Below are 22,919 nucleotides of genomic sequence, written 5' to 3' on the forward strand. Positions count from 1 at the left end.
CCGATCATGCACCTCCCGCATGTAGGTCCGTCGGCGGCTTTTTTTGTTTTTCAAAACGGCCCTGAGAAGGGTGCTTGCCAGACAGAGGGATCAGCAAGTGACCAGGAAACAGCAGACATTGAAGATGACCCGCCGCGCCGCCGCACTGGGCGTGCTGGTCGCAGCGAGCCTGACCGGGGTGTCGGGCGCGGCTCAAGCCGACATGCTCGACGTAGAAAAGGACGAGCTGAAATTCGGCTTTATCAAGCTGACCGATATGGCGCCGCTCGCCATTGCCTATGAGAAGGGCTACTTCGAAGACGAGGGCCTTTATGTGACCCTGGAACCGCAGGCGAACTGGAAAGTCCTGCTGGACAGGGTGATCACCGGCGAACTGGACGGGGCGCATATGCTGGCCGGTCAGCCGCTGGCGGCCACCATCGGCTTCGGTACCAAGGCGCACATCGTGACGCCGTTTTCCATGGACCTCAACGGCAACGGCATCACCGTTTCCAACGAAGTCTTCGAGATGATGAAGCCGCACCTGGAAATGGGTGCGGACGGTAAGCCGGTCCATCCGATCAAGGCAACCGCCCTGAAGCCGGTAGTCGACAAGTTCAAGTCCGAAGGCAAGTCCTTCAACATGGGGATGGTGTTCCCGGTCTCCACCCATAACTACGAGCTGCGCTACTGGCTCGCCTCAGGCGACATCAACCCGGGCTTTTATTCCAAGACCGACATTTCCGGTCAGATCAAGGCCGATGCGCTGCTGTCGGTGACGCCGCCGCCGCAGATGCCGGCAACGCTCGAGGCCGGCACGATCTACGGCTACTGCGTCGGCGAACCGTGGAACCAGCAGGCGGTGTTCAAGGGGATCGGTGTTCCGGTGATCACCGACTACGAGATCTGGAAGAACAACCCGGAAAAGGTCTTCGGTCTTACCAAGGAATTTACCGAGGAATATCCGAACACCACGCTCGCCATCACCAAGGCGCTGATCCGGGCAGCCAAATGGCTGGATGAAAACGACAACGCCAACCGCATGGAAGCGGTCGAGATCCTGTCGCGTTCCGAATATGTCGGCGCGGACAAGGAAGTCATCGCCAACTCCATGACCGGAACCTTCGAATACGAGAAGGGCGACAAGCGTGACGTTCCCGACTTCAACGTCTTCTACCGCTATTTCGCGACCTATCCCTACTACTCGGATGCGGTCTGGTACCTGACCCAGATGCGCCGCTGGGGCCAGATCGGCGAATACAAGCCGGACAGCTGGTACGACGAAGTCGCAAAATCCGTCTATCTGCCGGGGATCTATCTGCAGGCCGCGAAGATGCTGGTCGAGGAAGGTCTCGTCGACGAAGCGGACTTCCCCTGGGAAAGCGACGGGTACCGCGAGCCGACCCCGGCAGCCGACATCATCGACGGCATTCCCTACGACGGCCGTACGCCCAACGCCTACATCGACAGCTTGCCGATCGGCCTGAAAGGCAAGCAGGTCGTGGATGGCAACCAGGTGGTCGGCGGCTAAGGCCTCCGGCAGCAGGGGTGGCGGGCAATCCTCACAGTCCGCCGCCCCTCCCGATACCCGATTTGGTTTCAAGACTAAGGACCATCATCATGGCCAATGCCAATACAGCTTCCACCGGGAAGCCGGCCGCATCGAACGTCGCGAACGCATCTTCATGCGGATCAACCGGGCTTCGGGCTGGTTGGACGCCCTCGGATTTTCCTGGCTCGTGCCGATCCTGAAAATCGCGGCGGGAGACAGCGTCAAGGAACAGATGACGGAGTTGAAGCGTGTTCTGCTGATCCCGCTGATCGGCATTGCCGCTTTCCTGGTTCTTTGGGGCGTGCTTGCGCCGCAGATCCAGACCTCTCTCGGCGCCGTTCCCGGACCTGCCCAGGTCTGGACGCAGACTGTCAATTTGTGGAAGGACCACGTCCGCGAGCGCGAGAAAGCAGCCGCTTTTTATGAGCGTCAGGACGAACGCAACGCCAAGCTGGAAGCGGCGGGCAAGTCCGACAAGATCAAATGGCGCAGCTACACCGGCAAGCCGACCTATATCGACCAGATCGGGACCTCGCTGAAAACCGTCGGTCTCGGTTTTCTGATCGCGACCATCATCGCGGTTCCTCTCGGGATCGCCTCCGGTCTGTCGCGCAGCTTCAACGGCGCAATCAATCCGCTGATCCAGATCTTCAAGCCGGTGTCGCCGCTCGCGTGGCTGCCGATCGTGACCATGATCGTTTCGGCACTCTATGTCGATCCGGTGGATTGGCTGTCCAAGTCCCTGCTGATTTCGGCCGTCACCGTGACGCTGTGTTCCATGTGGCCGACCTTGATCAACACCGCGCTCGGCGTAGCCTCGGTCGACAAGGACCTGATGAATGTCGGCCGGGTTCTGCAACTGCCGACCATGAAGACCGTCACCAAGCTGGTGCTGCCGTCTTCACTGCCGTTGATCTTCACCGGTCTGCGCCTCTCGCTCGGTGTGGGCTGGATGGTGCTGATCGCGGCTGAAATGCTCGCCCAGAACCCTGGCCTTGGAAAGTTCGTCTGGGATGAATTCCAGAACGGGTCTTCCCAGTCGCTCGCCAAGATCATGGTCGCCGTTTTCACCATCGGCATCATCGGTTTCGCGCTCGACCGGCTGATGTACGCCCTGCAGCGTGCCTTCACGTTCTCGGCGAACCGGTAGGGAGAGGCAGATGTCGTTTCTCGAAATCTCCAACATCTCCAAGTCCTACGGCGAAGGCGCGAGCCGCACCGACGTCCTGGAGGACATCAACCTGAAGGTGGACGAAGGCGAGTTCATCGCCATCGTCGGCTTTTCCGGGACCGGCAAGACGACGCTGATTTCCCTGCTGGCCGGCCTGATCGAACCGGATACGGGCGGCATCGTTTTCAAGGGGAGGGAAATCGACGGTCCGAGCCCCGAGCGCGGCGTGGTGTTCCAGTCCTACTCGCTGATGCCGTGGCTTGCGGTCGCCGGCAATGTCGGTCTCGCCGTCGATGCGGTCTTCAAGAAGAAGCCTGCAGCCGAGCGCAAGGCCATCGCCGACAAATATATCGAGATGGTCGGCCTGGCACACGCCCGGGACCGCAAGCCGGCGGAATTGTCCGGCGGCATGCGGCAGCGGGTTGCAGTCGCCCGGGCACTGGCGATGCAGCCGGAACTTCTCCTGCTCGATGAGCCGCTGTCGGCACTCGACGCGCTGACCCGGTCCAAGCTGCAGGACGAGTTCGCCGCCATTTGCGAGCAGGAAAAGAAAACCATTTTCCTGATCACCAATGACGTTGACGAAGCGATCCTGCTGGCCGACCGGATCATTCCGCTGAAGCCTGGCACAAAGGCAACCCTGGGTCCGGAATTCAAGGTGCCTTTCGCAAGGCCGCGCGATCGGGGCGAGCTCAACCACGACGACGATTTCATCAAGCTTCGGGCCGAAGTGACCGAGTATCTGATGGAAGTCGGCGCCGAGCGCGGTGCGGATCTTGAGCGGGATATCGTACTGCCGAACATCCTGCCGATCACGCAAAAGGCTTCGAAAAAAGAAGACAAGCTTCCCGAAGCCTATGAGCGTGCCGCTGAGTCAACGATCGAAGACCGTTATCTGGACTTCAGCCAGCTGAAGAAGGTCTATCCGACACCGAAGGGACCGCTCACGGTCGTCGACGGTTTCGACCTGAAAATGAAAAAGGGCGAGTTCGTCACCCTGATCGGCCATTCCGGCTGCGGCAAGTCCACGGTCCTGTCCATGGTGGCCGGCCTCAATCCGATCACGGAAGGTGCGATCGTTCTCGACGGGACCCATGTGACCCAGGCCGGGCCGGATCGCGCCGTGGTCTTCCAGGCGCCATCCCTGATGCCCTGGTTGACGGCTTACGAGAACGTCGAGCTCGGTGTCGACAAGGTCTACCCCGATGCGTCGAAATCCGAGAAGAACGACATCATCGAGTACTACCTGTCGAAGGTCGGGCTCGGTGACGCCCTGCACAAGCCGGCAGCGGACATGTCCAACGGCATGAAACAGCGAGTGGGCATTGCCCGCGCCTTTGCGCTTTCTCCTAAACTGCTCCTGCTCGATGAGCCGTTCGGCATGCTCGACAGCCTGACCCGCTGGGAACTGCAGGACGTTCTGATGGACGTCTGGAAGCGCACCCAGGTCACGGCCGTCTGCGTCACACATGACGTGGACGAGGCGATCCTGCTCGCTGATCGGGTGGTCATGATGTCCAACGGTCCGAACGCGAAGATCGGCAACATCATGGATGTGGACCTGCCGCGTCCGCGCTCACGCAAGGCGCTGCTTGCCCACCCGGATTACTACGCCTATCGCGAGGAACTGCTCGACTTCCTCGAAGCTTATGAGGGCGGGGCCGATCCGAGCCCTGAGCAACTCCAGTCCATCCAGCAAAAACGCGCTGCGAGGCAGGCCCGGCAAAAGGCCGCGGTCGAAGCAGCCGAATAGCCAAGCGGAGACGAAGCGATGACGCCAGATCAGATCCAGCTCGTTCAATCCTCGTTTTCGAAGGTCGCCCCGATCGCCGAGGACGCGGCAGCGCTTTTTTACGGGCACCTGTTCGAAATCGCACCGGAAGTCCGGCCTCTTTTCAAAAGCGACCTGAAAGAACAAGGCCGAAAGTTGATGACCACGCTTGGCGTGGTGGTCAACGGCCTGAAGAACCTTGAAGCCGTTCTGCCGGCGGCCCGCGAACTGGCCATCCGCCACGTCGACTACGGCGTGAAGGCCGAAGATTACCGGCCGGTCGGCGAAGCGCTGGTCTGGACCCTGGAGAAGGGGCTCGGTGACGCCTTCACCGAAAATACGAAACAGGCCTGGATTGCCGCCTATGGCGCTCTTTCCGCCGTCATGATCGAAGCGGCCTATCCGGGCCCGGCTTCAGCAGCAGGATAACCGAAATGACCAAACAGAAACTTGTCATCATCGGCAACGGCATGGCGCCCGGACGGATGCTCGAGCATCTGCTGGAAGCCGCACCCGATGCCTACGACATTACCATTTTCAATGCCGAGCCGCGGGTCAATTACGATCGGATCATGCTGTCGCCGGTATTGTCCGGCGAGAAGACCTACGAGGAAATCGTTATCCACGGTGACGGCTGGTACATCGAGCACGGCATCATGCTCTACAAGGGGCACAAGATCGTCGAGATCGACCGCGAAGCCAAGACGGTCACCTCCGATCACGGCGAGGTCGCTTCCTACGACAAGCTGGTGATCGCGACCGGGTCCGTTCCATTCATCATTCCAGTGCCGGGCAAGGACCTTCAGGGTGTCTTGAGCTATCGCGATCTGGACGATGTTGACGCCATGCTGCTGGCCGCACAAAGCCAGGAGAAGGCAGTGGTCATCGGCGGCGGATTGCTCGGGCTCGAAGCCGCTGCCGGTCTCCAGGCGCGCGGGATGGACGTTACCGTTCTGCACCTGATGCCGACCCTGATGGAACGCCAGCTTGATCCGTCCGCCGGGCACCTGTTGGAGAAGGCTCTGGAAGCCCGCGGCATTGCGGTGGTCACCAAGGCCAACACCAGGGCGATCCTCGGGGACACCAAAGTCGAGGGTGTCGAGCTTGAGGACGGCACAGTCATTCCGGCGACACTCGTGGTCATGGCTGTGGGCATCCGGCCGAATGCCTGGCTCGCCAAGGAAGCAGGGCTGGAGGTCAACCGGGGCATTGTCGTCGGTGACGGCATGCAGACCAGTGATCCCGATATCTATTCTCTGGGCGAATGCGCAGAGGTTGACGGTCAGGTCTACGGCCTTGTCGCACCTCTTTATGAGATGGCGCGGGTCGCGGCGAAGCATCTGGCCGGCGAGGGGGCGGCCTCTTTCGTCCACGCCGACACGCCGACGAAGCTCAAGGTCACCGGCATCGACCTGTTCTCGCTGGGTGATTTCGGCGAAGGCGAGGACCGCGAGGAAATCGTTCTGCGCGATGCGGCCGCAGGCATCTACAAGCGCGTGGTTCTGCAGGACAACAAGATCATCGGAACGGTGCTCTACGGAGAGACCGCCGATGGCGCGTGGTTCAACGATCTGAAGAAGAAGGGGACGGACGTCTCCGACATGCGCGATACCCTCATCTTCGGCCAGGCGTATCAGGGGGGCGAACCCCTGGACCCTACGGCGGCCGTTGCAGCCTTGCCGGATGATGCGGAAATCTGCGGCTGCAACGGCGTATGCAAGGGCAAGATTGTCGGCGCGATCCGGGAAAAGGGCCTGACAACGCTCGATGACGTGCGCGCCCATACCAAGGCATCGGCTTCCTGCGGGACGTGCACCGGGCTTGTCGAGAACCTGATGCTGGCAACGCTTGGCGATGCTTATAATCCGGCCGCGGTCAGCCCCATGTGCGGCTGCACCCATCTGGGTCACAATGAAGTCCGGCGCCTGATCAAGGCCAAGGAACTGAAGACCATTCCCGACGTCATGCAGGCGTTGGAATGGACATCGTCCGGCGGCTGTGCCAAGTGCCGGCCGGCGTTGAACTACTATCTCGTCAGCGACTGGCCGGATGAGTATGCCGACGACTACCAGTCCCGGTTCATTAACGAACGCGTCCACGCGAATATCCAGAAGGACGGCACCTATTCGGTCGTTCCTCGCATGTGGGGCGGCATGACCTCCTCCACGGAACTGCGCGCCATCGCCGACGTGGTCGACAAGTACAACATCCCGGCCGTGAAATGCACCGGTGGCCAGCGCATCGACATGCTGGGCATCAAGAAAGAGGATCTGCCCGCCGTCTGGGCTGATCTCGGCAAGGCCGGCTTCGTGTCGGGTCATGCCTACGCCAAGGGACTGCGCACGGTGAAAACCTGCGTCGGCTCCGACTGGTGCCGGTTCGGAACGCAGGATTCCACCGGCCTGGGCGTCCGGCTGGAGAAATTCCTCTGGGGGTCCTGGACGCCGGCAAAGGTCAAGCTCGCCGTTTCTGGTTGCCCTCGCAATTGTGCCGAGGCGACCTGCAAGGACGTCGGCGTGATCTGTGTCGACAGCGGCTTCGAAATCCATTTTGCGGGCGCTGCCGGTCTCGACATCAAGGGGACGGAGGTTCTCGGCCAGGTGAAGACCGAGGACGAGGCCGTCGAGTACATCACCGCCCTGATCCAGATGTACCGCGAGCAGGGCCATTACCTGGAGCGGATCTACAAGTGGGCGAAGCGCATCGGCTACGACGAGGTCCGCCGCCAGATCATGGACGATGCGGACAAGCGCAAGGCCTGTTACGACCGCTTCGTCTTCTCCCAGAAATTCGCACAGGTCGACCCGTGGTCGGAACGCGTGTCCGGCAAGGACAAGCACGAGTTCAAGCCCATGGCGACCTTGACCATGGAGGCTGCAGAATGAACGCGGCAACCCGGAACTGGATCGAGATCGGCGTCCTGACGGACATCCCCCCGCCAGGGCGCGCGCGTTGTTAAGACCCCCGCCGGCTGTATCGCGGTTTTCCGCACCTCGGACGATCAGGTCTTTGCGCTCGATGACCGCTGCCCGCACAAGGGCGGCCCCCTCAGTCAGGGGATCGTCCACGGCAACTCGATCACATGCCCGCTGCATAACTGGGTGTTTGATCTGGCTACGGGCCTCGCGCAGGGCGCGGATGAGGGGTCCGTTCCGGTGACTGCGGCCAAGGTCGAGAATGGCAAGGTGCTTCTTGCTGCGGACCGGCTGGCCAGCCAGCTCTCCCCCAACTCCTGACCCCCCGGGCCTCATCACCATAACAAAACGCTCAATGCAGTCGGGAAGACAGGAACGGACAAATGACCGCCGAGGATCCTAAGGCCACCAAGACAACATGCCCTTATTGCGGCGTTGGCTGCGGCGTCATTGCGACGAAAAAGGCCGATGGCACGATCACGATCAAGGGCGATCGAAATCACCCGGCGAATTACGGTCGGCTGTGCTCCAAGGGAGCGGCACTTCGGGAAACCCTGTCCCTCGACGACCGCCTGCTTTTTCCCGAAGTCGACGGCGAACGGGCCTCCTGGAACGAAGCACTTGATCTGGTGGCGGAAAAATTCTCCGCGACGATTGCCGAACATGGTCCGGACAGTGTGGCCTTCTACGTTTCCGGCCAGATCCTGACGGAAGACTATTATGTCGCCAACAAGCTGATGAAGGGCTACATCGGCTCGGCCAACATCGACACCAATTCACGGCTTTGCATGGCCTCTTCCGTCGCGGGCCATCGGCGTGCCTTTGGTTCGGACACGGTGCCGGGTGCCTATGAGGATCTTGAACAGGCTGACCTGGTCGTTCTGGTCGGGTCCAACCTGTCCTGGTGCCATCCCGTCCTGTTCCAGCGGATCGAGGCAGCCAAGGCGAAAAATCCGGCGATGCGGATCGTCGTGATCGATCCGCGCCGCACGGCGACCTGCGAACTGGCCGATCTCCATTTGGCCCTGTCTCCGGACACGGATGTCGCGCTGTTCAACGGCCTGCTCGCCTTCCTTCAGGAATCCAAGGCTGTCGACAACGCCTATATCGAGCGCCACACCAAGGGGTATCACGAGGCGCTGAAAAGTGCCGGGCCCTGCGATATTTCGAAGATTGCCTCGATCACCGGCCTGTCCCGTCAGGATATCGCGACCTTCTATGCAATGGTGGCACGGACCGAGAAGACGGTCACGGTCTATAGCCAGGGCGTCAACCAGTCGGTTTCCGGCACGGACAAGGTCAATGCGATCATCAATACCCATCTGGTGACCGGACGGATCGGCCGCCCGGGCGTGGGGCCATTTTCCGTGACCGGTCAGCCCAACGCGATGGGAGGCCGCGAAGTCGGCGGTCTCGCCAACATGCTGGCCTGCCACATGAATATCGAAAATCCGGATCATCGGCATCTGGTGCAGACGTTCTGGAACAGCCCGGTCATGGTGGAACGCGCCGGGCTGAAAGCCGTCGACATGTTCAAGGCCGTGCGCGATGGACGGATCAAGGCGATCTGGATCATGGCCACCAATCCGGTCGACAGCCTGCCTGATGCGGACGAAGTGGCTCTGGCTCTGAAGTTCTGTCCCTTCGTGGTCGTCTCGGACGTTACGAAACAAACCGACACGTCCGTCTATGCCGATGTGCTTCTTCCTGCTGCTGCGTGGGGGGAAAAGGATGGCACGGTCACCAATTCCGAACGCCGCATCTCCCGGCAAGCCGGTTTCCTGCCGTTTCCCGGCGAGGTAAAGCCGGACTGGTGGATCATCGGCGAGGTCGCAAAGCGCATGGGTTTTGCGGATGCCTTCGACTATTCGGGTCCGCATGGGATCTTTTCCGAATATGCCGGATTGTCGGCTTATGAAAACAACGGCTCGCGCGATTTCGATATCGGCGCCTTCGCAGGGATAGATGCGGAAGCCTATGACAGGCTCGAGCCCGTTCAATGGCCGCGCCCTGCCGGTGAAACGGCCCGTGACAAGCGCTTCTTCGCCGGCGGCGGCTTCTACACCGAAGACCGCAAGGCGAATTTCATCGCGGTGGAGTACACCCAACCGCGCAAGCTGGCGCGCAGATTTCCCTTCGTTCTGAACACCGGGCGGATCCGCGACCAGTGGCACACAATGACCCGGACCGGCAAAACCCCGCGCCTGTTTGCCCACATCGCAGAGCCTTATGCCGAGCTGCACCCGGAAGATGCCTCGGCGATCGGTGTTCGCGATGCCGAGCTGGTCGAAGTCGCAAGCCCGCACGGCAAGATCGTCGTCCGCGCCTTGATCAGCGAAAAGGCCGGCAAGGGCTCTGTCTTCGTACCGATGCATTGGACCGATCAATTTGCTTCCAATGCGCGCGTGGATGCGGTCGTGGCGCCGGAAACCGACCCGTTCTCCGGGCAGCCGGGATCGAAGTTCACGCCGGCTGCCGTCAGCAAGGTCGACTGTGCCTGGTATGGCTTTGCCATCTTAAAGGACAGGCCGGGTGCTATTGGCACGGATTACTGGGCGCTCGCTCAGGCCGACGGCGGTTGGCGGCTCGAATTGGCGGGTCTTCAATCAGTTGTTTTCGAAGACCTGGCCCGCTCGCTTTGCCTGGGTGTGGAGGACGATGATACCGACCTGTTGACCTACGTCGACGAGCGCGGCGGGGCCGCCCGGTATGCCCTCTGGAAAAACGATCAACTGGTCGCGGCTTTCTTCTTCGCGTCATCCCCGGTCGAAGTGTCCCGCCAGTGGGCCTGTAACCTGCTGGGCAGCAAGCCTGCCAACGCTGCCGACCGGTACCGTATCCTGGCGGGACGTCCCTCCGCGGACCGACCGGACTGCGGCGCCATTGTCTGTTCCTGTTTCCAGGTCGGGGTCAACCAGATCCTCGAAGCCGCGAAGAACGGGGCAACCAGTGTTGCCGCGATCGGCGAAACCCTGCAGGCCGGGACCAACTGCGGCTCCTGCCGCTCTGAAATCAACTCCCTCTTGAATGACCTTGCAGCGAAAGGGGCGGATGATGACGACATCGCGAAAGCCGGTTGAGGTGAAATCCTCTCGCCAGCCGGCCCGAATGGGGGAACTCGCCTGCCTGCCGGTCTTCTTCCAGCTCAAAGGCCAAAAGGTGCTTGTTGCCGGCGGTACGGATGCGGCCGCATGGAAAGCCGAGCTTCTTGCCGCGGCAGGTGCGGAGGTTCATGTCTATGCCGACACTTTGGAGCCGGCGATGGCAAGGCTCCTGCACGCTGGAAGCGTCAGCGGTTCCCTGGTCCACCATTCATCGCGATGGGATGCCTGCAGCTTTGCCGGGATGACGCTGGCCATCGCCGATGCGGAAACAGATGAAGAGGCCAGGACCTTTTACGATGCTGCCAAGGCAGCCGGTGTTCCGGTCAATGTCATCGATAACCCGCCTTATTGCGACTTCCAGTTCGGCTCCATCGTCAACCGTTCGCCCGTTGTCATCGGCATCTCGACCAACGGTGCTGCTCCCATCCTGGGGCAAGCGATCCGCCGCCGGATCGAAACGTTGCTGCCGTCCGGTCTTGCCGACTGGGCGAAGTTGGCGGGACGGGTGCGGGCCGCTGTCATGGAACGCCTGTCCCCCGGGCCACAGCGTCGGCGGTTTTGGGAGGCCTTCACGGAATTGGCCTTTTCCGAAAGGTCTGCTCCGGAAGCCGACGGCGGAATTGCGGACCTGATCGACGAAACAGGCCTCGCCCAGCCGGCAAGCCAGGGCCGGGTGACCCTTGTCGGCGCGGGGCCGGGCTGTGCGGAGTTCCTGACGTTGAAGGCCGTGCGCGCATTGCAGGGCGCGGATGTCATCCTGTTCGATGACCTTGTCGCCGATGAGGTTCTGGAACTTGCCCGTCGTGAAGCCAGGCGCATGCTGGTCGGCAAGCGGGGCGGCCGCAAGAGCTGCCGCCAGGAAGACATCAACGACATGATGGTGGCACTTGCCAAACAGGGAAAGAATGTCGTTCGTCTGAAGTCCGGAGACCCGATGATCTTCGGTCGGGCCGGTGAGGAAATCGAGCGCCTGAAAACCGAAGGTATTCCGGTGTCGGTCGTGCCGGGCATCACCGCCGCCTCGGCCATGGCAGCCGAATTCGGCATTTCCCTGACCCACCGCGATCACGCCCAGTCGGTGCGGTTCGTCACCGGGCATTCGCGCAAAGGGGACTTGCCTGAGACCGTGAACTGGTCCGGGCTGACCGATCCGGCGACGACGACGGTCTTCTATATGGGCGCGCGTATGGCCGGACAGATCAGTGCGCGGCTGATGGGGGAGGGCGCTTCGGCCGATTTGCCCGTTGTGGCGGTTTCCGGCGTCTCCCGTCAGAACGAACGGCGCTGGGCGGGACGGCTTGAGGATCTTGCGGCCGGCGTGTCGACGCTGGATGTCAGGGACCCGGTGCTGATCGGTGTCGGAAGCTTGTTCCGGTCGTGCCGGGCGAACGTAACTGAAGATACCCTCCCATCCGTCGCTGATCGCCTCATTCGCGCAAGCCGATAGGCTAACCGGTTCTTTTCGCGCCTTGAGACGAGTGCAGGATGGCCGAGCTGGTCTTGCGGCCGGTGCCAGGCTGAATGGAGCGTGCCTCTTGAGCTTGCCGCGTACCGCTGTGCTTGACCCGATAAACCCGGCACCTGCGGATCAGGGCCGGCTCGCGGAATGGATGACGTGTTTGAAGAAAACTGCCCGGTCAGGTGGTTCGGTCGTCGATCAGCGGATTGGGTTTGGCGAGGACCGTGAGGGATTTGAGATCGCTCAGGTGGATCGTGCTGCCGTCGACTTCGACGCCATAGGGCTTGAGCGTGTTGAAGGCGCGGGAGAGATTTTCAGGTGTCATCCCCAGGACCGACGCCAGCCGTCGCTTGTCGTAGGGTAACTCGAGCGAACCGTTTCCACCTTGATCCGCATGATACCGGAGCAACCGGTTGGCGAGCCGCTCGACGGCGGAGCGGAGCTTCAGATCCTTGTGGTCCTTGACGATGCCGCGATAACAGTTGGCGAGTTCGCGGATGATCGCCCGGGCAAAATCGGCATCTGTCTCGAAGGCCTGCCGCACGTTTTCCGCCGGGATCAGCAACAGCTTTGACTTGTCGCAGGTGCGTGCGGACATGAGGTAGACCGCATCCTTCAAAACAGCGGCCAGGATGAAAGTACTGACAGGCCGGATGAGCGCCATGGTCGCGGTGCGCATGTTGGCCTGGGCATAGAGTTCGACACAGCCTTCAAGCACGACATAGAGAAAGTCTGCGGGGTCGCCCTCCCGGATCAGGTCGAGCTGCGCGGGAAAGGTCTGTAAATAGGCAGCCTGGACGAGGTTCTGGAAAGCCTCGTCGCTCATGCTCCGGAACAGCGCCAGAGACCGTACTTCCTGGATATTTTCAGCCCGCACCGAGTCGCTCGCACTTGATAAATGTCAATTCTAACACCGATAAACGTCGCGTCCGCAATTGTCATTAGCAAATGAAAATCCAATATATTTCTAAGGGAACTTGACGGTTTTTTCCAGAAGTCTTGTTTCAACGCTCCCGCCCCTGCGGTTTGATAAAGATCAACTCCAAAATCCCTCGCTTCCTGACACTGACCCTCGTTTCATCGATTGCCGGCCTGAAAAACCGGCCTTCAGATGGGAGGAGGGGGTGCAGGACGCAACGTTCGCTTCCGGTGCCAACGAACGTCTCAGGTCATGACACCTGACGCCTCGCGGATACGAACGCATGTTCCCGCGCTCCCTCTCCCAGCGCGATACGACCCGCTCCGATGCATCCGGCAATGGAGCGTTCACAGTTAGACGGCGGCAAAAGTGCAAAGCCGTGACTTTATGGGGCAGTTCAATGGAGCTTCAGAACAAGGCTACAAGTCTTTGGGGAAATTTCTTCAAAGTGACCATGGTGCAGATCAGGACATTCCACATGACGTGGTTTGCCTTCTTTCTGTGCTTTTTTGCATGGTTCGGCATTGCACCGCTTATGAAGGTCGTGCGTGAGGAACTCGCCCTGACCAAGGATCAGATCGGCTGGACGATCATTGCGTCGGTGGCGGTGACCATATTTGCCCGGCTTCTGATCGGCTGGCTTTGCGACCGGATCGGCCCGCGGTTGACCTATACCGGGCTCCTCACGCTCGGCGCTCTGCCGGTGATGGGGATCGGCCTGTCGCACAGCTTCGAGACTTTCCTCCTCTTCCGTCTGATGATTGGTGCGATCGGTGCGTCCTTCGTGATCACCCAGTATCACACGTCGGTCATGTTCGCCCCGAACGTGGTCGGCCAGGCCAATGCGACTTCCGCAGGCTGGGGCAACCTCGGCGGCGGCGTCACCCAGTTCGCCATGCCGCTGATCTTCTCCTTCTTCGTGATCGGCTTCGGCTTCAGCGAAGCGGCCGGCTGGCGGTTGTCGATGGTGGTTGTCGGCGCCCTGATCTTCGTGACCGGTATCGCCTATTATTTCTGGACCCAGGATGCGCCTGACGGCAATTTCGCCGACCTGCGCGCCAAGGGCATGATGCCGGAAAAGAAACATGTCACCGGCGCTTACTTTCAAGCGTTGCGTGACAGCCGAGTATGGATGCTGTTCGTCATCTACGGTGCCTGCTTCGGCATCGAACTGACGGTCAACAACGTGGCGGCACTCTACTTCGCCGACTACTTCGACCTGAACCTGGTGACCGCCGGTCTCGTTGCAGCCTCCTTCGGCCTGATGAACATCTTCGCCCGTACACTCGGCGGTATCTTCGGCGACAACTACGGTGCGCTGTGGGGTCTCAAGGGGCGTGCCTTCTGGCTGTTCATCTGCATCTTCTGCGAAGGCATCGCGCTGATGATCTTCTCGCAGATGCACGTGCTGTTCCTGGCGGTACCGTCCCTGATCGTCTTCTCGCTGTTCACGCAGATGGCGGAAGGCGCCACCTACTCAGTCGTACCCTTCATCAACAAGAAGGCCCTTGGCGCCGTTGCCGGCGTGGTCGGTGCAGGCGGAAATGCGGGCGCGGTCGCAGCAGGCTTCCTGTTCAAGGGCGCGGTCGACTGGTCCCAGGCCTTCCTGATCCTCGGTGTCGTCGTGACGATTGCTTCAGTCTTCGCCTTCTTCGTCCGGTTCAGCCCGGAGCAGGAAGACGAGGAACGGGAAAACTTCGCCGCCGCCAATATCGACATCCTCAAGGCACGCGCCGCCAAGGCAATCGCCGCTCTCGAGGAAGCCTCCGTCGCGGTCGAGAAAAAGAACGGCAGGGCGAATACCCCCGCGTAATCCGGGCGTGGCGGAACCACCCGGTTCCGCCAGCCTCCTGACCAAATTCAAAACTGCCTGAAGGGAGAGTCCCATGGCATCGAATACCGCAGCTCAAGCAAATACCGGTCGGGTGCTGACCGACTGGCGTCCGGAAGATCCGGCTTTCTGGGAATCGCAGGGCAGCGCGATTGCGACGCGCAACCTCTGGATCTCCATCCCGAACCTGCTCCTGGCCTTCTCGGTCTGGATGGTGTGGTCGGTCGTTGTCGCCAAGATGCCGGCAATCGGCTTCGACTTCTCGGTCGGCGAGCGCTTCTGGCTGGCAGCGCTGCCAGGCCTGTCCGGCGCAACCTTGCGTATCTTCTACTCGTTCATGATCCCGATCTTCGGCGGCCGAAAATGGACCGCCTTGTCCTCCGCGTCCCTGCTGTTGCCGGCGATCGGCATCGGCTTTGCGGTCCAGGATCCGAACACGACCTACACAACCTTCCTGATCCTGGCGCTGATGTGCGGTTTCGGCGGCGGCAACTTCGCCTCGTCGATGGCCAACATCGCCTACTTCTACCCGAAGAAGACCAAGGGCAATGCCCTCGCGCTCAACGCGGGCCTCGGTAACCTCGGCGTTTCGGTGATGCAGTTCGTCGTGCCGCTGGTCATCACCGCGGGCGTCTTCGGCGCGATCGGTGGCGAGCCGCAGTCCCTTGCCGACGGTTCCAAGCTCTGGATCCAGAACGCCGGGTTCATCTGGGTGCCGTTCATCGCCGTCAGCGCGATTGCTGCCTGGTTCGGCATGAACGACATCGCTTCGGCCCAGGCGAGCTTCAAGGAACAGTCGATCATCTTCAGCCGCAAGCACAACTGGATCATGTGCATCCTCTATACCGGCACCTTCGGTAGCTTCATTGGCTATTCCGCCGGCTTCCCGTTGCTGATGAAAACCCAGTTCCCTGACGTCGATGCACTGTCCTACGCCTTCCTTGGCCCGCTCGTCGGCGCGCTGAGCCGGGCGGCAACCGGGTGGATCTCCGACAAGTTCGGTGGCGGCCGTGTGACCTTCTGGACCTTCCTGGGCATGATCATTGCGGTTGGCGGTGTGCTCTTCTTCCTCGGTATCAAGGAACAGCCGGGCGCATTCTGGGGCTTCTTTGCATGCTTCATGGCCCTGTTCTTCCTGACCGGTGTCGGCAATGCCTCCACCTTCCAGATGATCCCGTCGATCATGCGTCAGGAAGTGCCCCGTCTGATGCCGCAGCTGCAGGGCGATGTCCTGCTGAAGCAGTCCGAGCGTGAGAGTGCTGCGATCATCGCCTTCACCTCGGCAATCGCGGCCTACGGCGCCTTCTTCATCCCGAAGGCCTACGGCACCTCGATCGGGCTGACCGGTGGCCCTGAAGCAGCCCTGTGGTGCTTCGGTATCTTCTACGCGGTCTGCGTGGTGATCACCTGGGCCTACTACTCCCGCAAAGGCGCGCCGGTTCCCTGCTGAACCGACGCGTAAAAAGGAGAGGAGAATTCCATCATGTCACATCTTCTGGATCGCCTGAATTTCCTGGCGAAGAAGACCACCGGTACCTTCTCTGAAGGTCATGGTGTCACGACAAACGAAAGCCGGTCTTGGGAAGACGCGTATCGCAAGCGCTGGCAACACGACAAGATCGTCCGCTCGACGCACGGCGCAAACTGCACCGGCTCGTGTTCCTGGAAGATCTACGTCAAGGGCGGGATCGTGACCTGGGAAACCCAGCAGACCGACTATCCGCGCACACGGCCCGATCTGCCGAACCATGAGCCGCGCGGCTGTTCGCGCGGTGCCAGCTACTCCTGGTACATGTATTCGGCCAACCGGGTGAAATATCCGCTGATCCGCTCGCGGCTCCTGAAGCTGTGGCGCAAGGAGCGGGCGGTTAAGACGCCGATTGGCGCCTGGACCGCGATCCAGGAGGATCCCAAGAAACGCGCCGAATATATCAAGGTGCGCGGCCTCGGCGGTTTCGTCCGGGCAAACTGGGACGAAGTCAACGAGATCATTGCTGCGGCCAATGCCTACACGGCAAAGAAGTGGGGTCCGGACCGGGTGATCGGCTTCTCGCCGATCCCGGCCATGTCCATGGTCTCCTACGCCGCCGGTTCCCGTTATCTGTCGTTGCTCGGCGGCACCTGCATGTCCTTCTACGACTGGTACTGCGACCTGCCGCCGGCGTCCCCCATGACCTGGGGCGAGCAGACGGACGTGCCGGAATCGGCCGACTGGTACAACTCCGGCTTCCTGATGCTGTGGGGCTCCAACGTGCCGCAGACCCGGACACCCGACGCGCATTTCTACACGGAAGTCCGTTACAAGGGCACCAAGTCGGTCGTGGTCTCGCCCGACTATTCGGAAGCGGCAAAGTTCTCGGACCTCTGGTTGCACCCGAAACAGGGGACCGATGCGGCGCTCGCCATGGCCATGGGCCATGTCATCCTGCGCGAGTTCCATCTCGACCGTCAGGCTGCGTATTTCGAGGACTACTGCAAGCGCTACACCGACATGCCGATGCTGGTCCGGCTGGTCGCCAAAAACGGCCATCTGGTGCCGGATCGTCTCGTCCGTGCGTCCGAGTTCGCCCGCACCCTCGGCGAGAAGAACAATCCGGAATGGAAGACGGTTGCGGTCGATTCCGCGACAGGCGAAGTCGTGGTGCCGTCGGGTTCCATCGGCTTCCGCTGGGGCGAGCAGGGCAAGTGGAACCTGGAAGCCAAGGACGGCAAGGGCAAGGACGTCGATCTGAAGATGAGCCTCATTCTTGAAGAGGATCACGACGAGATCGCACCGGTCGCCTTCCCCTATTTCGGCAACCGCGAGCACGACTATTTCGAAGGCACGGATCACGAAAGCGTGCTGGTACGCTCCGTCCCGGCGAAGAAGGTCAAGTTCAAGGACGGCGAGGCCTTTGTCGCAACCGTCTTCGACCTGTTCGCGGCGAATTACGGTCTCGACCGTGGCCTGAAGGATCCGAACTCGGCTTCGTCCTATGACGAAAACCTGCCTTACACCCCGGCTTGGGCGGAAAAGATCACCGGCGTGCCGAAGGATCACATCATCACGGTCGCCCGCGAGTTCGCTTCCAATGCGGAAAAGACGAATGGGCGCTCCATGGTCATCCTGGGGGCCGGTATCAACCACTGGTACCACATGGACATGAACTACCGGGGGATCATGAATCTCCTGATCATGTGCGGTTGTATCGGCCAGTCAGGCGGTGGCTGGAGCCATTACGTCGGCCAGGAGAAGCTACGCCCGCAAACGGGCTGGCTGCCGCTCGCCTTCGGTCTCGACTGGAGCCGTCCGCCGCGGCACATGAACTCTACCTCCTTCTTCTATGCGCACACGGACCAGTGGCGCTACGAGACCCTGAAGGTGGACGAAATCCTGTCGCCGACGGCACCCGATGGTGCCTGGGACGGTGCGCTGATCGACTACAACATCCGTGCCGAGCGCATGGGCTGGTTGCCGTCGGCGCCGCAGCTCAAGACCAATCCGCTGGACGTCGCCAAGGCGGCCGCAGCGGCGGGCATCGAACCCAAGGACTATGTTGCCGATGCCCTGAAATCCGGTTCCCTGCAGATGTCCTGTGAGGACCCGGACGATGAGCACAACTGGCCGCGCAACCTGTTCGTATGGCGCTCCAACCTGCTCGGCTCATCGGGCAAGGGCCACGAATATTTCCTCAAGCACCTGCTTGGCACCTCTCACGGCGTCATGGGCAAGGATCTCGGGGCCGAAGGCCTTGCGGAATCAAAGGAAGTGAAGTGGCACGACGAGGCACCGGAAGGAAAGCTGGACCTGCTGGTCACGCTGGACTTCCGCATGTCGACCACCTGCGTCTACTCCGACATCGTTCTGCCCACGGCCACCTGGTACGAGAAGAACGACCTCAACACCTCCGACATGCATCCCTTCATTCATCCGCTGACAACTGCCGCGGATCCGGCATGGGAAGCGCGGAGCGACTGGGATATCTTCAAGGGCATTGCGAAGAAGTTCTCCGAAGTGGCTCCGGAAGTCCTGGGCGTCGAGAAGGATGTGGTCATGGTGCCGATCCTGCACGACACGCCGGGCGAACTGGCCCAGCCGTTCGATGTCCAGGACTGGAAGAAGGGGGAAACCGATCCGGTTCCCGGCAAGACCATGCCGACGGTTGCCGTGGTCGAGCGCGACTACCCGAACCTCTACAAGCGGTTCACCGCGCTTGGTCCGCTCATGGACAAGCTCGGCAACGGCGGCAAGGGGATTTCCTGGAACACCGAGCACGAGGTCGAGCTTCTCGGCAAGCTCAATGGCGTTGTCACGGAGGAAGGTCCGACCAAGGGCCGTCCGAAGATCGACAGCGACATCGACGCGACCGAGGTCATTCTGACGCTCGCGCCGGAAACAAATGGGGAAGTGGCGGTCAAGGCCTGGGAGGCTCTGTCCAAGAACACCGGCCGCGATCACACTCATCTCGCCATCCCCAAGGAAGACGAGAAGATCCGCTTCCGGGACATTGTCTCGCAGCCGCGCAAGATCATCTCCTCACCAACCTGGTCGGGTCTGGAATCTGAGAAGGTCTGCTACAACGCCTGCTACACCAACGTCCACGAACTGATCCCGTGGCGCACGCTGACCGGCCGTCAGCAGCTCTATCAGGATCACCTGTGGATGCGGGCCTTCGGCGAGGCCTTCTGCGTGTACCGGCCGCCGATCGACACCAAGTCGGTCAATCCGGCGATCGAAGCCAAGTCCGACGGCAAGCCGCACGTGGTGCTGAACTTCATCACGCCGCACCAGAAGTGGGGCATCCATTCGACCTACACCGACAACCTCCTGATGCTGACGCTGAACAGAGGCGGGCCGGTGGTCTGGATCTCCGAAGTGGACGCTGCCAAGGCCGGTCTTGTCGATAACGACTGGGTCGAGGTCTACAACGCCAACGGTGCGATCACGGCACGCGCGGTCGTCTCCCAGCGCATGAAGGAAGGCACGATCTTCATGTATCACGCGCAGGAGAAGATCGTGAACACGCCGGGTTCGCAGATCACCGGACAGCGTGGCGGGATCCATAACTCCGTCACCCGGGCGATCACCAAGCCGACCCACATGATCGGCGGCTACGCCCAGCAGTCCTACGGCTTCAACTACTACGGCACAGTCGGCTCCAACCGCGATGAATTCGTGGTCGTGCGCAAGCTCGAAAAGGTCGACTGGATGGAAGGCCCGTACAAGGAGGCGGCAGAATGAAAATCCGTGCTCAAATCGGCATGGTGCTGAACCTCGATAAGTGCATCGGGTGTCACACCTGTTCCGTAACCTGCAAGAACGTCTGGACGAACCGCGAGGGCGTTGAATACGCCTGGTTCAACAACGTCGAGACCAAGCCCGGCATCGGCTATCCCAAGGAATGGGAAAACCAGAACAAGTGGAACGGCGGCTGGGTCCGTAAGAAGAACGGCAAGATCCAGCCCAAGGCCGGCGCCAAGTGGCGCATCCTTGCCAACATCTTCGCCAACCCGGATCTGCCGGAAATCGACGACTATTACGAACCGTTCGATTTCGACTACAGCCATCTGCAGACCGCCAGGGAAAGCCAGACCATGCCGACCGCGCGTCCGCGGTCTGTGATCTCCGGCGAGCGGATCGAAAAGATCGAATGGGGTCCGAACTGGGAAGAAATCCTGGGCGGCGAATTCTCCAAGCGGTCGAAGGATGTCAACTTCGAAGGGGTCGAGAAGGAAATTTACGGCCAGTTCGAAAATACCTTCATGATGTATCTGCCGCGGTTGTGCGAACACTGCCTCAACCCGGCCTGTGTCGCCTCCTGCCCGTCGGGTGCGATCTACAAGCGTGAGGACGACGGCATCGTCCTGATCGACCAGGAAAAATGCCGTGGCTGGCGCATGTGCGTCTCCGGCTGCCCGTACAAGAAGATCTACTACAACTGGTCCAGCGGAAAGTCCGAGAAGTGCGTGTTCTGCTATCCGCGCATCGAGGCCGGTCAGCCGACCGTGTGTTCGGAAACCTGCGTCGGCCGTATCCGCTATCTGGGCGTCGTTCTCTATGACGCGGACCGGATCGAGGAAGCCGCATCGGCCTATGACGAGAAGGATCTCTACGAGGAACAGCTCAAGATCTTCCTGGATCCGAACGATCCGAAGGTGATCGAACAGGCCCGCAAGGACGGCGTTCCCGAAGCATGGCTGGAATCCGCCAAACACTCCCCGGTCTACAAGATGGCCATGGAGTGGAAGGTCGCCTTCCCGTTGCATCCGGAATACCGGACGCTGCCGATGGTCTGGTACATCCCGCCGCTGTCGCCGCTCCAGTCGGCGGCCGAAGCCGGCAAGATCGGCATGGAGGGGAATATGCCGGACGTGCGCTCCCTGCGCATTCCGGTGCGCTATCTCGCCAACCTGCTGACCGCGGGCAAAGAAGAGCCGGTCGTCCACGCCCTGGAACGCATGCTCGCCATGCGCGCCTACATGCGGGCCAAGACCGTCGACGGCGTCATCGACGAGGTGGTTGCCGAGAAGGTCGGCATGACCGGCCAGATGATCGAGGACATGTACCACGTGATGGCGATCGCCAATTACGAGGATCGCTTCGTCATCCCGACCTCGCATCGCGAGATCTCGGAGGATGCCTATGACGTCCGCGGGTCCTGCGGCTTCTCCTTCGGCAACGGCTGCTCCGGCGGCACGTCCTCTCAGGATCTGTTCGGCGCCAAGAGGACGAAGACCGTCCAGACACCGGCCGACATCTTCAAGGAGCAGGTCTGATGAACAAGACGCTCAAGGTCATCTCCCTCCTTCTGACCTATCCGACGGAGGAACTTCAGGCAGCGTCCGGAGACCTCATTGCAGCCCTGGAGGACGAAAAGGCTCTCGGCGACCGCCGCCGGGGCCTGCTTACGGCAGTCATCAAGGACATTGCCGCAGACGATCTCTACGATGTTCAGGAGCGCTACGTGCTCCTGTTCGACCGGACACGGACCCTGTCTCTGCATCTCTTCGAACATGTGCACGGCGAGAGCCGTGACCGCGGCCAGGCCATGGTCGACCTGATGGCGACCTACGAAGCCAACGGGTTCGAGGTCGATACCAAGGAATTGCCGGACTATCTGCCAATGTTCCTTGAATACCTTTCCCTGCTGCCACAGGAAGAGGCCGCGGAACTCATCGGCCAGACCGCGCATATTCTGACCGCGCTCAAGGAGCGGTTGAAGAAGCGCAAGTCAATCTATTGCAACGTCTTTGCGGTGCTGGAGTCCCTGGCTCTGGGAAAGCCTGACCGGTCCCTGGTCAGGAGCTTGCTCGGCATTCCGGAAGACGATCCGACCGATCTCGAAGCCCTGGACAAGATCTGGGAAGAAGAGGTCGTCACCTTCGGCGGCAATGCCGGAGAAAACAGTTGCGGTCCGGACCGTCTGCAGAGGCAGATCCGGGCGGCTGCCCGCAAGCCGGCCGATCCGTCGGCCCCGTCAGCCCAAGCAACGCATTAGGAGGAAAGGCCATGTCCGGTTACCTCAACACGTTCCTGTTCGGGATCTATCCCTATATCGCATTGGCGGTCCTGGCCCTGGGCTCGATCGTCCGTTACGACCGCGAGCCTTACACCTGGCGGTCCGGTTCCAGCCAATTGCTTCGCCGCAAGCAGCTCATCTGGGGCTCAGTGCTGTTCCACGTGGGCGTGCTGGTGATCTTCTTCGGTCACCTGATCGGCCTGCTGACGCCGATAGCCATCTTCGATGCGCTGGGCATCAGCCATGGGGCGAAACAGCTCCTCGCCATCATTGCCGGCGGCGTTGCCGGCATCATGGCGATCGTCGGCGCCACGCTTCTGGTTCACCGCAGGCTCTACGATCCGAGGGTGCGCGCGGCATCGAGCACGTCCGATACGCTGATCATCATTCTGCTCTGGATCCAGCTTGCGCTCGGCCTGCTGACGATCCCGGTGTCGCTGCAGCATCTGGACGGCCATGAGATGGTCAAGTTCATGAGCTGGGCCCAGGGGATTTTCACCTTCAAGGCCAATGCGTCCGCCTTCGTCGCCGAAGCCTCGATCATCTTCAAGCTGCATCTGGTCCTGGGGTTGACGATCCTGCTCCTGTTCCCCTTCACCCGTCTGGTGCACATGCTGAGTGTACCGGTCCGCTATATCTGGCGGCCGGGCTACCAGATCGTCCGGGCCAAGGAACGCCGGCCTTCAACCGTTCGCCTGCCCGCGGAGTAGGATGATGGC

Annotated in this window: 13 protein-coding genes and 2 pseudogenes; 14 read left to right on the forward strand and 1 reads right to left on the reverse strand. The window is 61.1% G+C overall.

What is annotated here, in order from left to right; translation table 11 throughout:
* Positions 1-124: 124 nt before the first annotated feature.
* The 8 genes and pseudogenes from ABIN98_RS07930 to cysG all read left to right on the forward strand — a co-directional run bounded on the left by ABIN98_RS07930 (position 125) and on the right by cysG (position 11,939).
* Positions 125-1,510 (forward strand): CmpA/NrtA family ABC transporter substrate-binding protein, encoded by a 1,386-nt coding sequence (locus tag ABIN98_RS07930; protein ID WP_346909024.1) that lies wholly within the window; start codon positions 125-127, stop codon positions 1,508-1,510.
* Positions 1,485-2,681, forward strand: a complete 1,197-nt coding sequence (locus ABIN98_RS07935; RefSeq protein ID WP_346908959.1) for an ABC transporter permease — start codon at positions 1,485-1,487, stop codon at positions 2,679-2,681. Before ABIN98_RS07930 ends, ABIN98_RS07935 begins: the two co-directional genes overlap by 26 nt.
* Positions 2,682-2,691: 10 nt before the next feature.
* Positions 2,692-4,455 carry a nitrate ABC transporter ATP-binding protein gene (locus tag ABIN98_RS07940; RefSeq protein WP_346908961.1) on the forward strand — a complete coding sequence of 588 codons (1,764 nt, stop codon included), beginning with the start codon at positions 2,692-2,694 and terminating at the stop codon, positions 4,453-4,455.
* 18 nt (positions 4,456-4,473) lie between these two features.
* Positions 4,474-4,902 carry a globin family protein gene (locus ABIN98_RS07945; RefSeq protein ID WP_346908963.1) on the forward strand — a complete coding sequence of 143 codons (429 nt, stop codon included), beginning with the start codon at positions 4,474-4,476 and terminating at the stop codon, positions 4,900-4,902.
* A 5-nt stretch (positions 4,903-4,907) separates the two neighbouring features.
* Positions 4,908-7,358, forward strand: a complete 2,451-nt coding sequence (gene nirB / locus ABIN98_RS07950) for a nitrite reductase large subunit NirB (RefSeq protein ID WP_346908965.1) — start codon at positions 4,908-4,910, stop codon at positions 7,356-7,358.
* Positions 7,355-7,709, forward strand: a pseudogene (gene nirD, locus ABIN98_RS07955) (nitrite reductase small subunit NirD). The gene nirB and the pseudogene nirD overlap by 4 nt, the downstream one beginning before the upstream one ends.
* A gap of 62 nt (positions 7,710-7,771) precedes the next feature.
* Positions 7,772-10,468: a molybdopterin-dependent oxidoreductase gene (locus ABIN98_RS07960; protein WP_346908967.1), complete on the forward strand. Its 2,697-nt coding sequence runs from the start codon at positions 7,772-7,774 to the stop codon at positions 10,466-10,468.
* Entirely contained in the window at positions 10,440-11,939 is a 1,500-nt protein-coding gene (gene cysG, locus ABIN98_RS07965; protein WP_346908968.1) for a siroheme synthase CysG, read from the forward strand. The genes ABIN98_RS07960 and cysG overlap by 29 nt, the downstream gene beginning before the upstream one ends.
* 190 nt (positions 11,940-12,129) lie before the next feature.
* On the opposite strand, the gene ABIN98_RS07970 is transcribed toward cysG, so the two are convergent.
* Complete coding sequence (locus ABIN98_RS07970; RefSeq protein WP_346908970.1) at positions 12,130-12,828, reverse strand: cyclic nucleotide-binding domain-containing protein; 699 nt, start codon at positions 12,826-12,828, stop codon at positions 12,130-12,132.
* Positions 12,829-13,348: 520 nt separating this feature from the next.
* On the opposite strand from ABIN98_RS07970, the gene ABIN98_RS07975 reads away from it, so the two are divergent.
* The 6 genes and pseudogenes from ABIN98_RS07975 (at position 13,349) to narI (ending at position 22,910) form a co-directional block, all read left to right on the forward strand.
* The gene (locus ABIN98_RS07975; RefSeq protein WP_346908972.1) at positions 13,349-14,683 is read left to right on the forward strand and encodes an MFS transporter; all 1,335 of its coding nucleotides are present in this window, start codon (positions 13,349-13,351) and stop codon (positions 14,681-14,683) included.
* A 97-nt stretch (positions 14,684-14,780) separates the two neighbouring features.
* Positions 14,781-16,151 (forward strand): annotated as a pseudogene (locus ABIN98_RS07980) (NarK family nitrate/nitrite MFS transporter); the annotation flags it as partial.
* 33 nt (positions 16,152-16,184) lie between these two features.
* Positions 16,185-19,922 (forward strand): nitrate reductase subunit alpha, encoded by a 3,738-nt coding sequence (locus ABIN98_RS07985; RefSeq protein ID WP_346908974.1) that lies wholly within the window; start codon positions 16,185-16,187, stop codon positions 19,920-19,922.
* Positions 19,919-21,457, forward strand: a complete 1,539-nt coding sequence (gene narH / locus ABIN98_RS07990; protein ID WP_346908976.1) for a nitrate reductase subunit beta — start codon at positions 19,919-19,921, stop codon at positions 21,455-21,457. The genes ABIN98_RS07985 and narH overlap by 4 nt, the downstream gene beginning before the upstream one ends.
* A complete protein-coding gene (narJ, locus tag ABIN98_RS07995; protein WP_346908978.1) occupies positions 21,457-22,179 on the forward strand; it encodes a nitrate reductase molybdenum cofactor assembly chaperone in 723 nt (240 codons plus the stop codon). The genes narH and narJ overlap by 1 nt, the downstream gene beginning before the upstream one ends.
* 11 nt (positions 22,180-22,190) lie before the next feature.
* Complete coding sequence (gene narI, locus ABIN98_RS08000) at positions 22,191-22,910, forward strand: respiratory nitrate reductase subunit gamma (protein WP_346908980.1); 720 nt, start codon at positions 22,191-22,193, stop codon at positions 22,908-22,910.
* Positions 22,911-22,919 lie beyond the last annotated feature (9 nt).

The organism is uncultured Roseibium sp. (genome assembly GCF_963675095.2).
In the GTDB taxonomy this organism is placed as follows: Bacteria; Pseudomonadota; Alphaproteobacteria; order Rhizobiales; family Stappiaceae; genus Roseibium.

Bases quoted from the DNA above. Each gene is read 5' to 3' on its own strand.
- ABIN98_RS07985 (WP_346908974.1), top strand. From the start codon at position 16,185: ATGTCACATCTTCTGGATCGCCTGAATTTCCTGGCGAAGAAGACCACC.
- narJ (WP_346908978.1), top strand. From the start codon at position 21,457: ATGAACAAGACGCTCAAGGTCATCTCCCTCCTTCTGACCTATCCGACG.
- ABIN98_RS07935 (WP_346908959.1), top strand. From the start codon at position 1,485: ATGGCAACCAGGTGGTCGGCGGCTAAGGCCTCCGGCAGCAGGGGTGGC.
- ABIN98_RS07930 (WP_346909024.1), top strand. From the start codon at position 125: ATGACCCGCCGCGCCGCCGCACTGGGCGTGCTGGTCGCAGCGAGCCTG.
- narI (WP_346908980.1), top strand. From the start codon at position 22,191: ATGTCCGGTTACCTCAACACGTTCCTGTTCGGGATCTATCCCTATATC.
- nirB (WP_346908965.1), top strand. From the start codon at position 4,908: ATGACCAAACAGAAACTTGTCATCATCGGCAACGGCATGGCGCCCGGA.
- ABIN98_RS07960 (WP_346908967.1), top strand. From the start codon at position 7,772: ATGACCGCCGAGGATCCTAAGGCCACCAAGACAACATGCCCTTATTGC.
- cysG (WP_346908968.1), top strand. From the start codon at position 10,440: ATGATGACGACATCGCGAAAGCCGGTTGAGGTGAAATCCTCTCGCCAG.
- ABIN98_RS07940 (WP_346908961.1), top strand. From the start codon at position 2,692: ATGTCGTTTCTCGAAATCTCCAACATCTCCAAGTCCTACGGCGAAGGC.
- ABIN98_RS07945 (WP_346908963.1), top strand. From the start codon at position 4,474: ATGACGCCAGATCAGATCCAGCTCGTTCAATCCTCGTTTTCGAAGGTC.
- ABIN98_RS07975 (WP_346908972.1), top strand. From the start codon at position 13,349: ATGACGTGGTTTGCCTTCTTTCTGTGCTTTTTTGCATGGTTCGGCATT.
- narH (WP_346908976.1), top strand. From the start codon at position 19,919: ATGAAAATCCGTGCTCAAATCGGCATGGTGCTGAACCTCGATAAGTGC.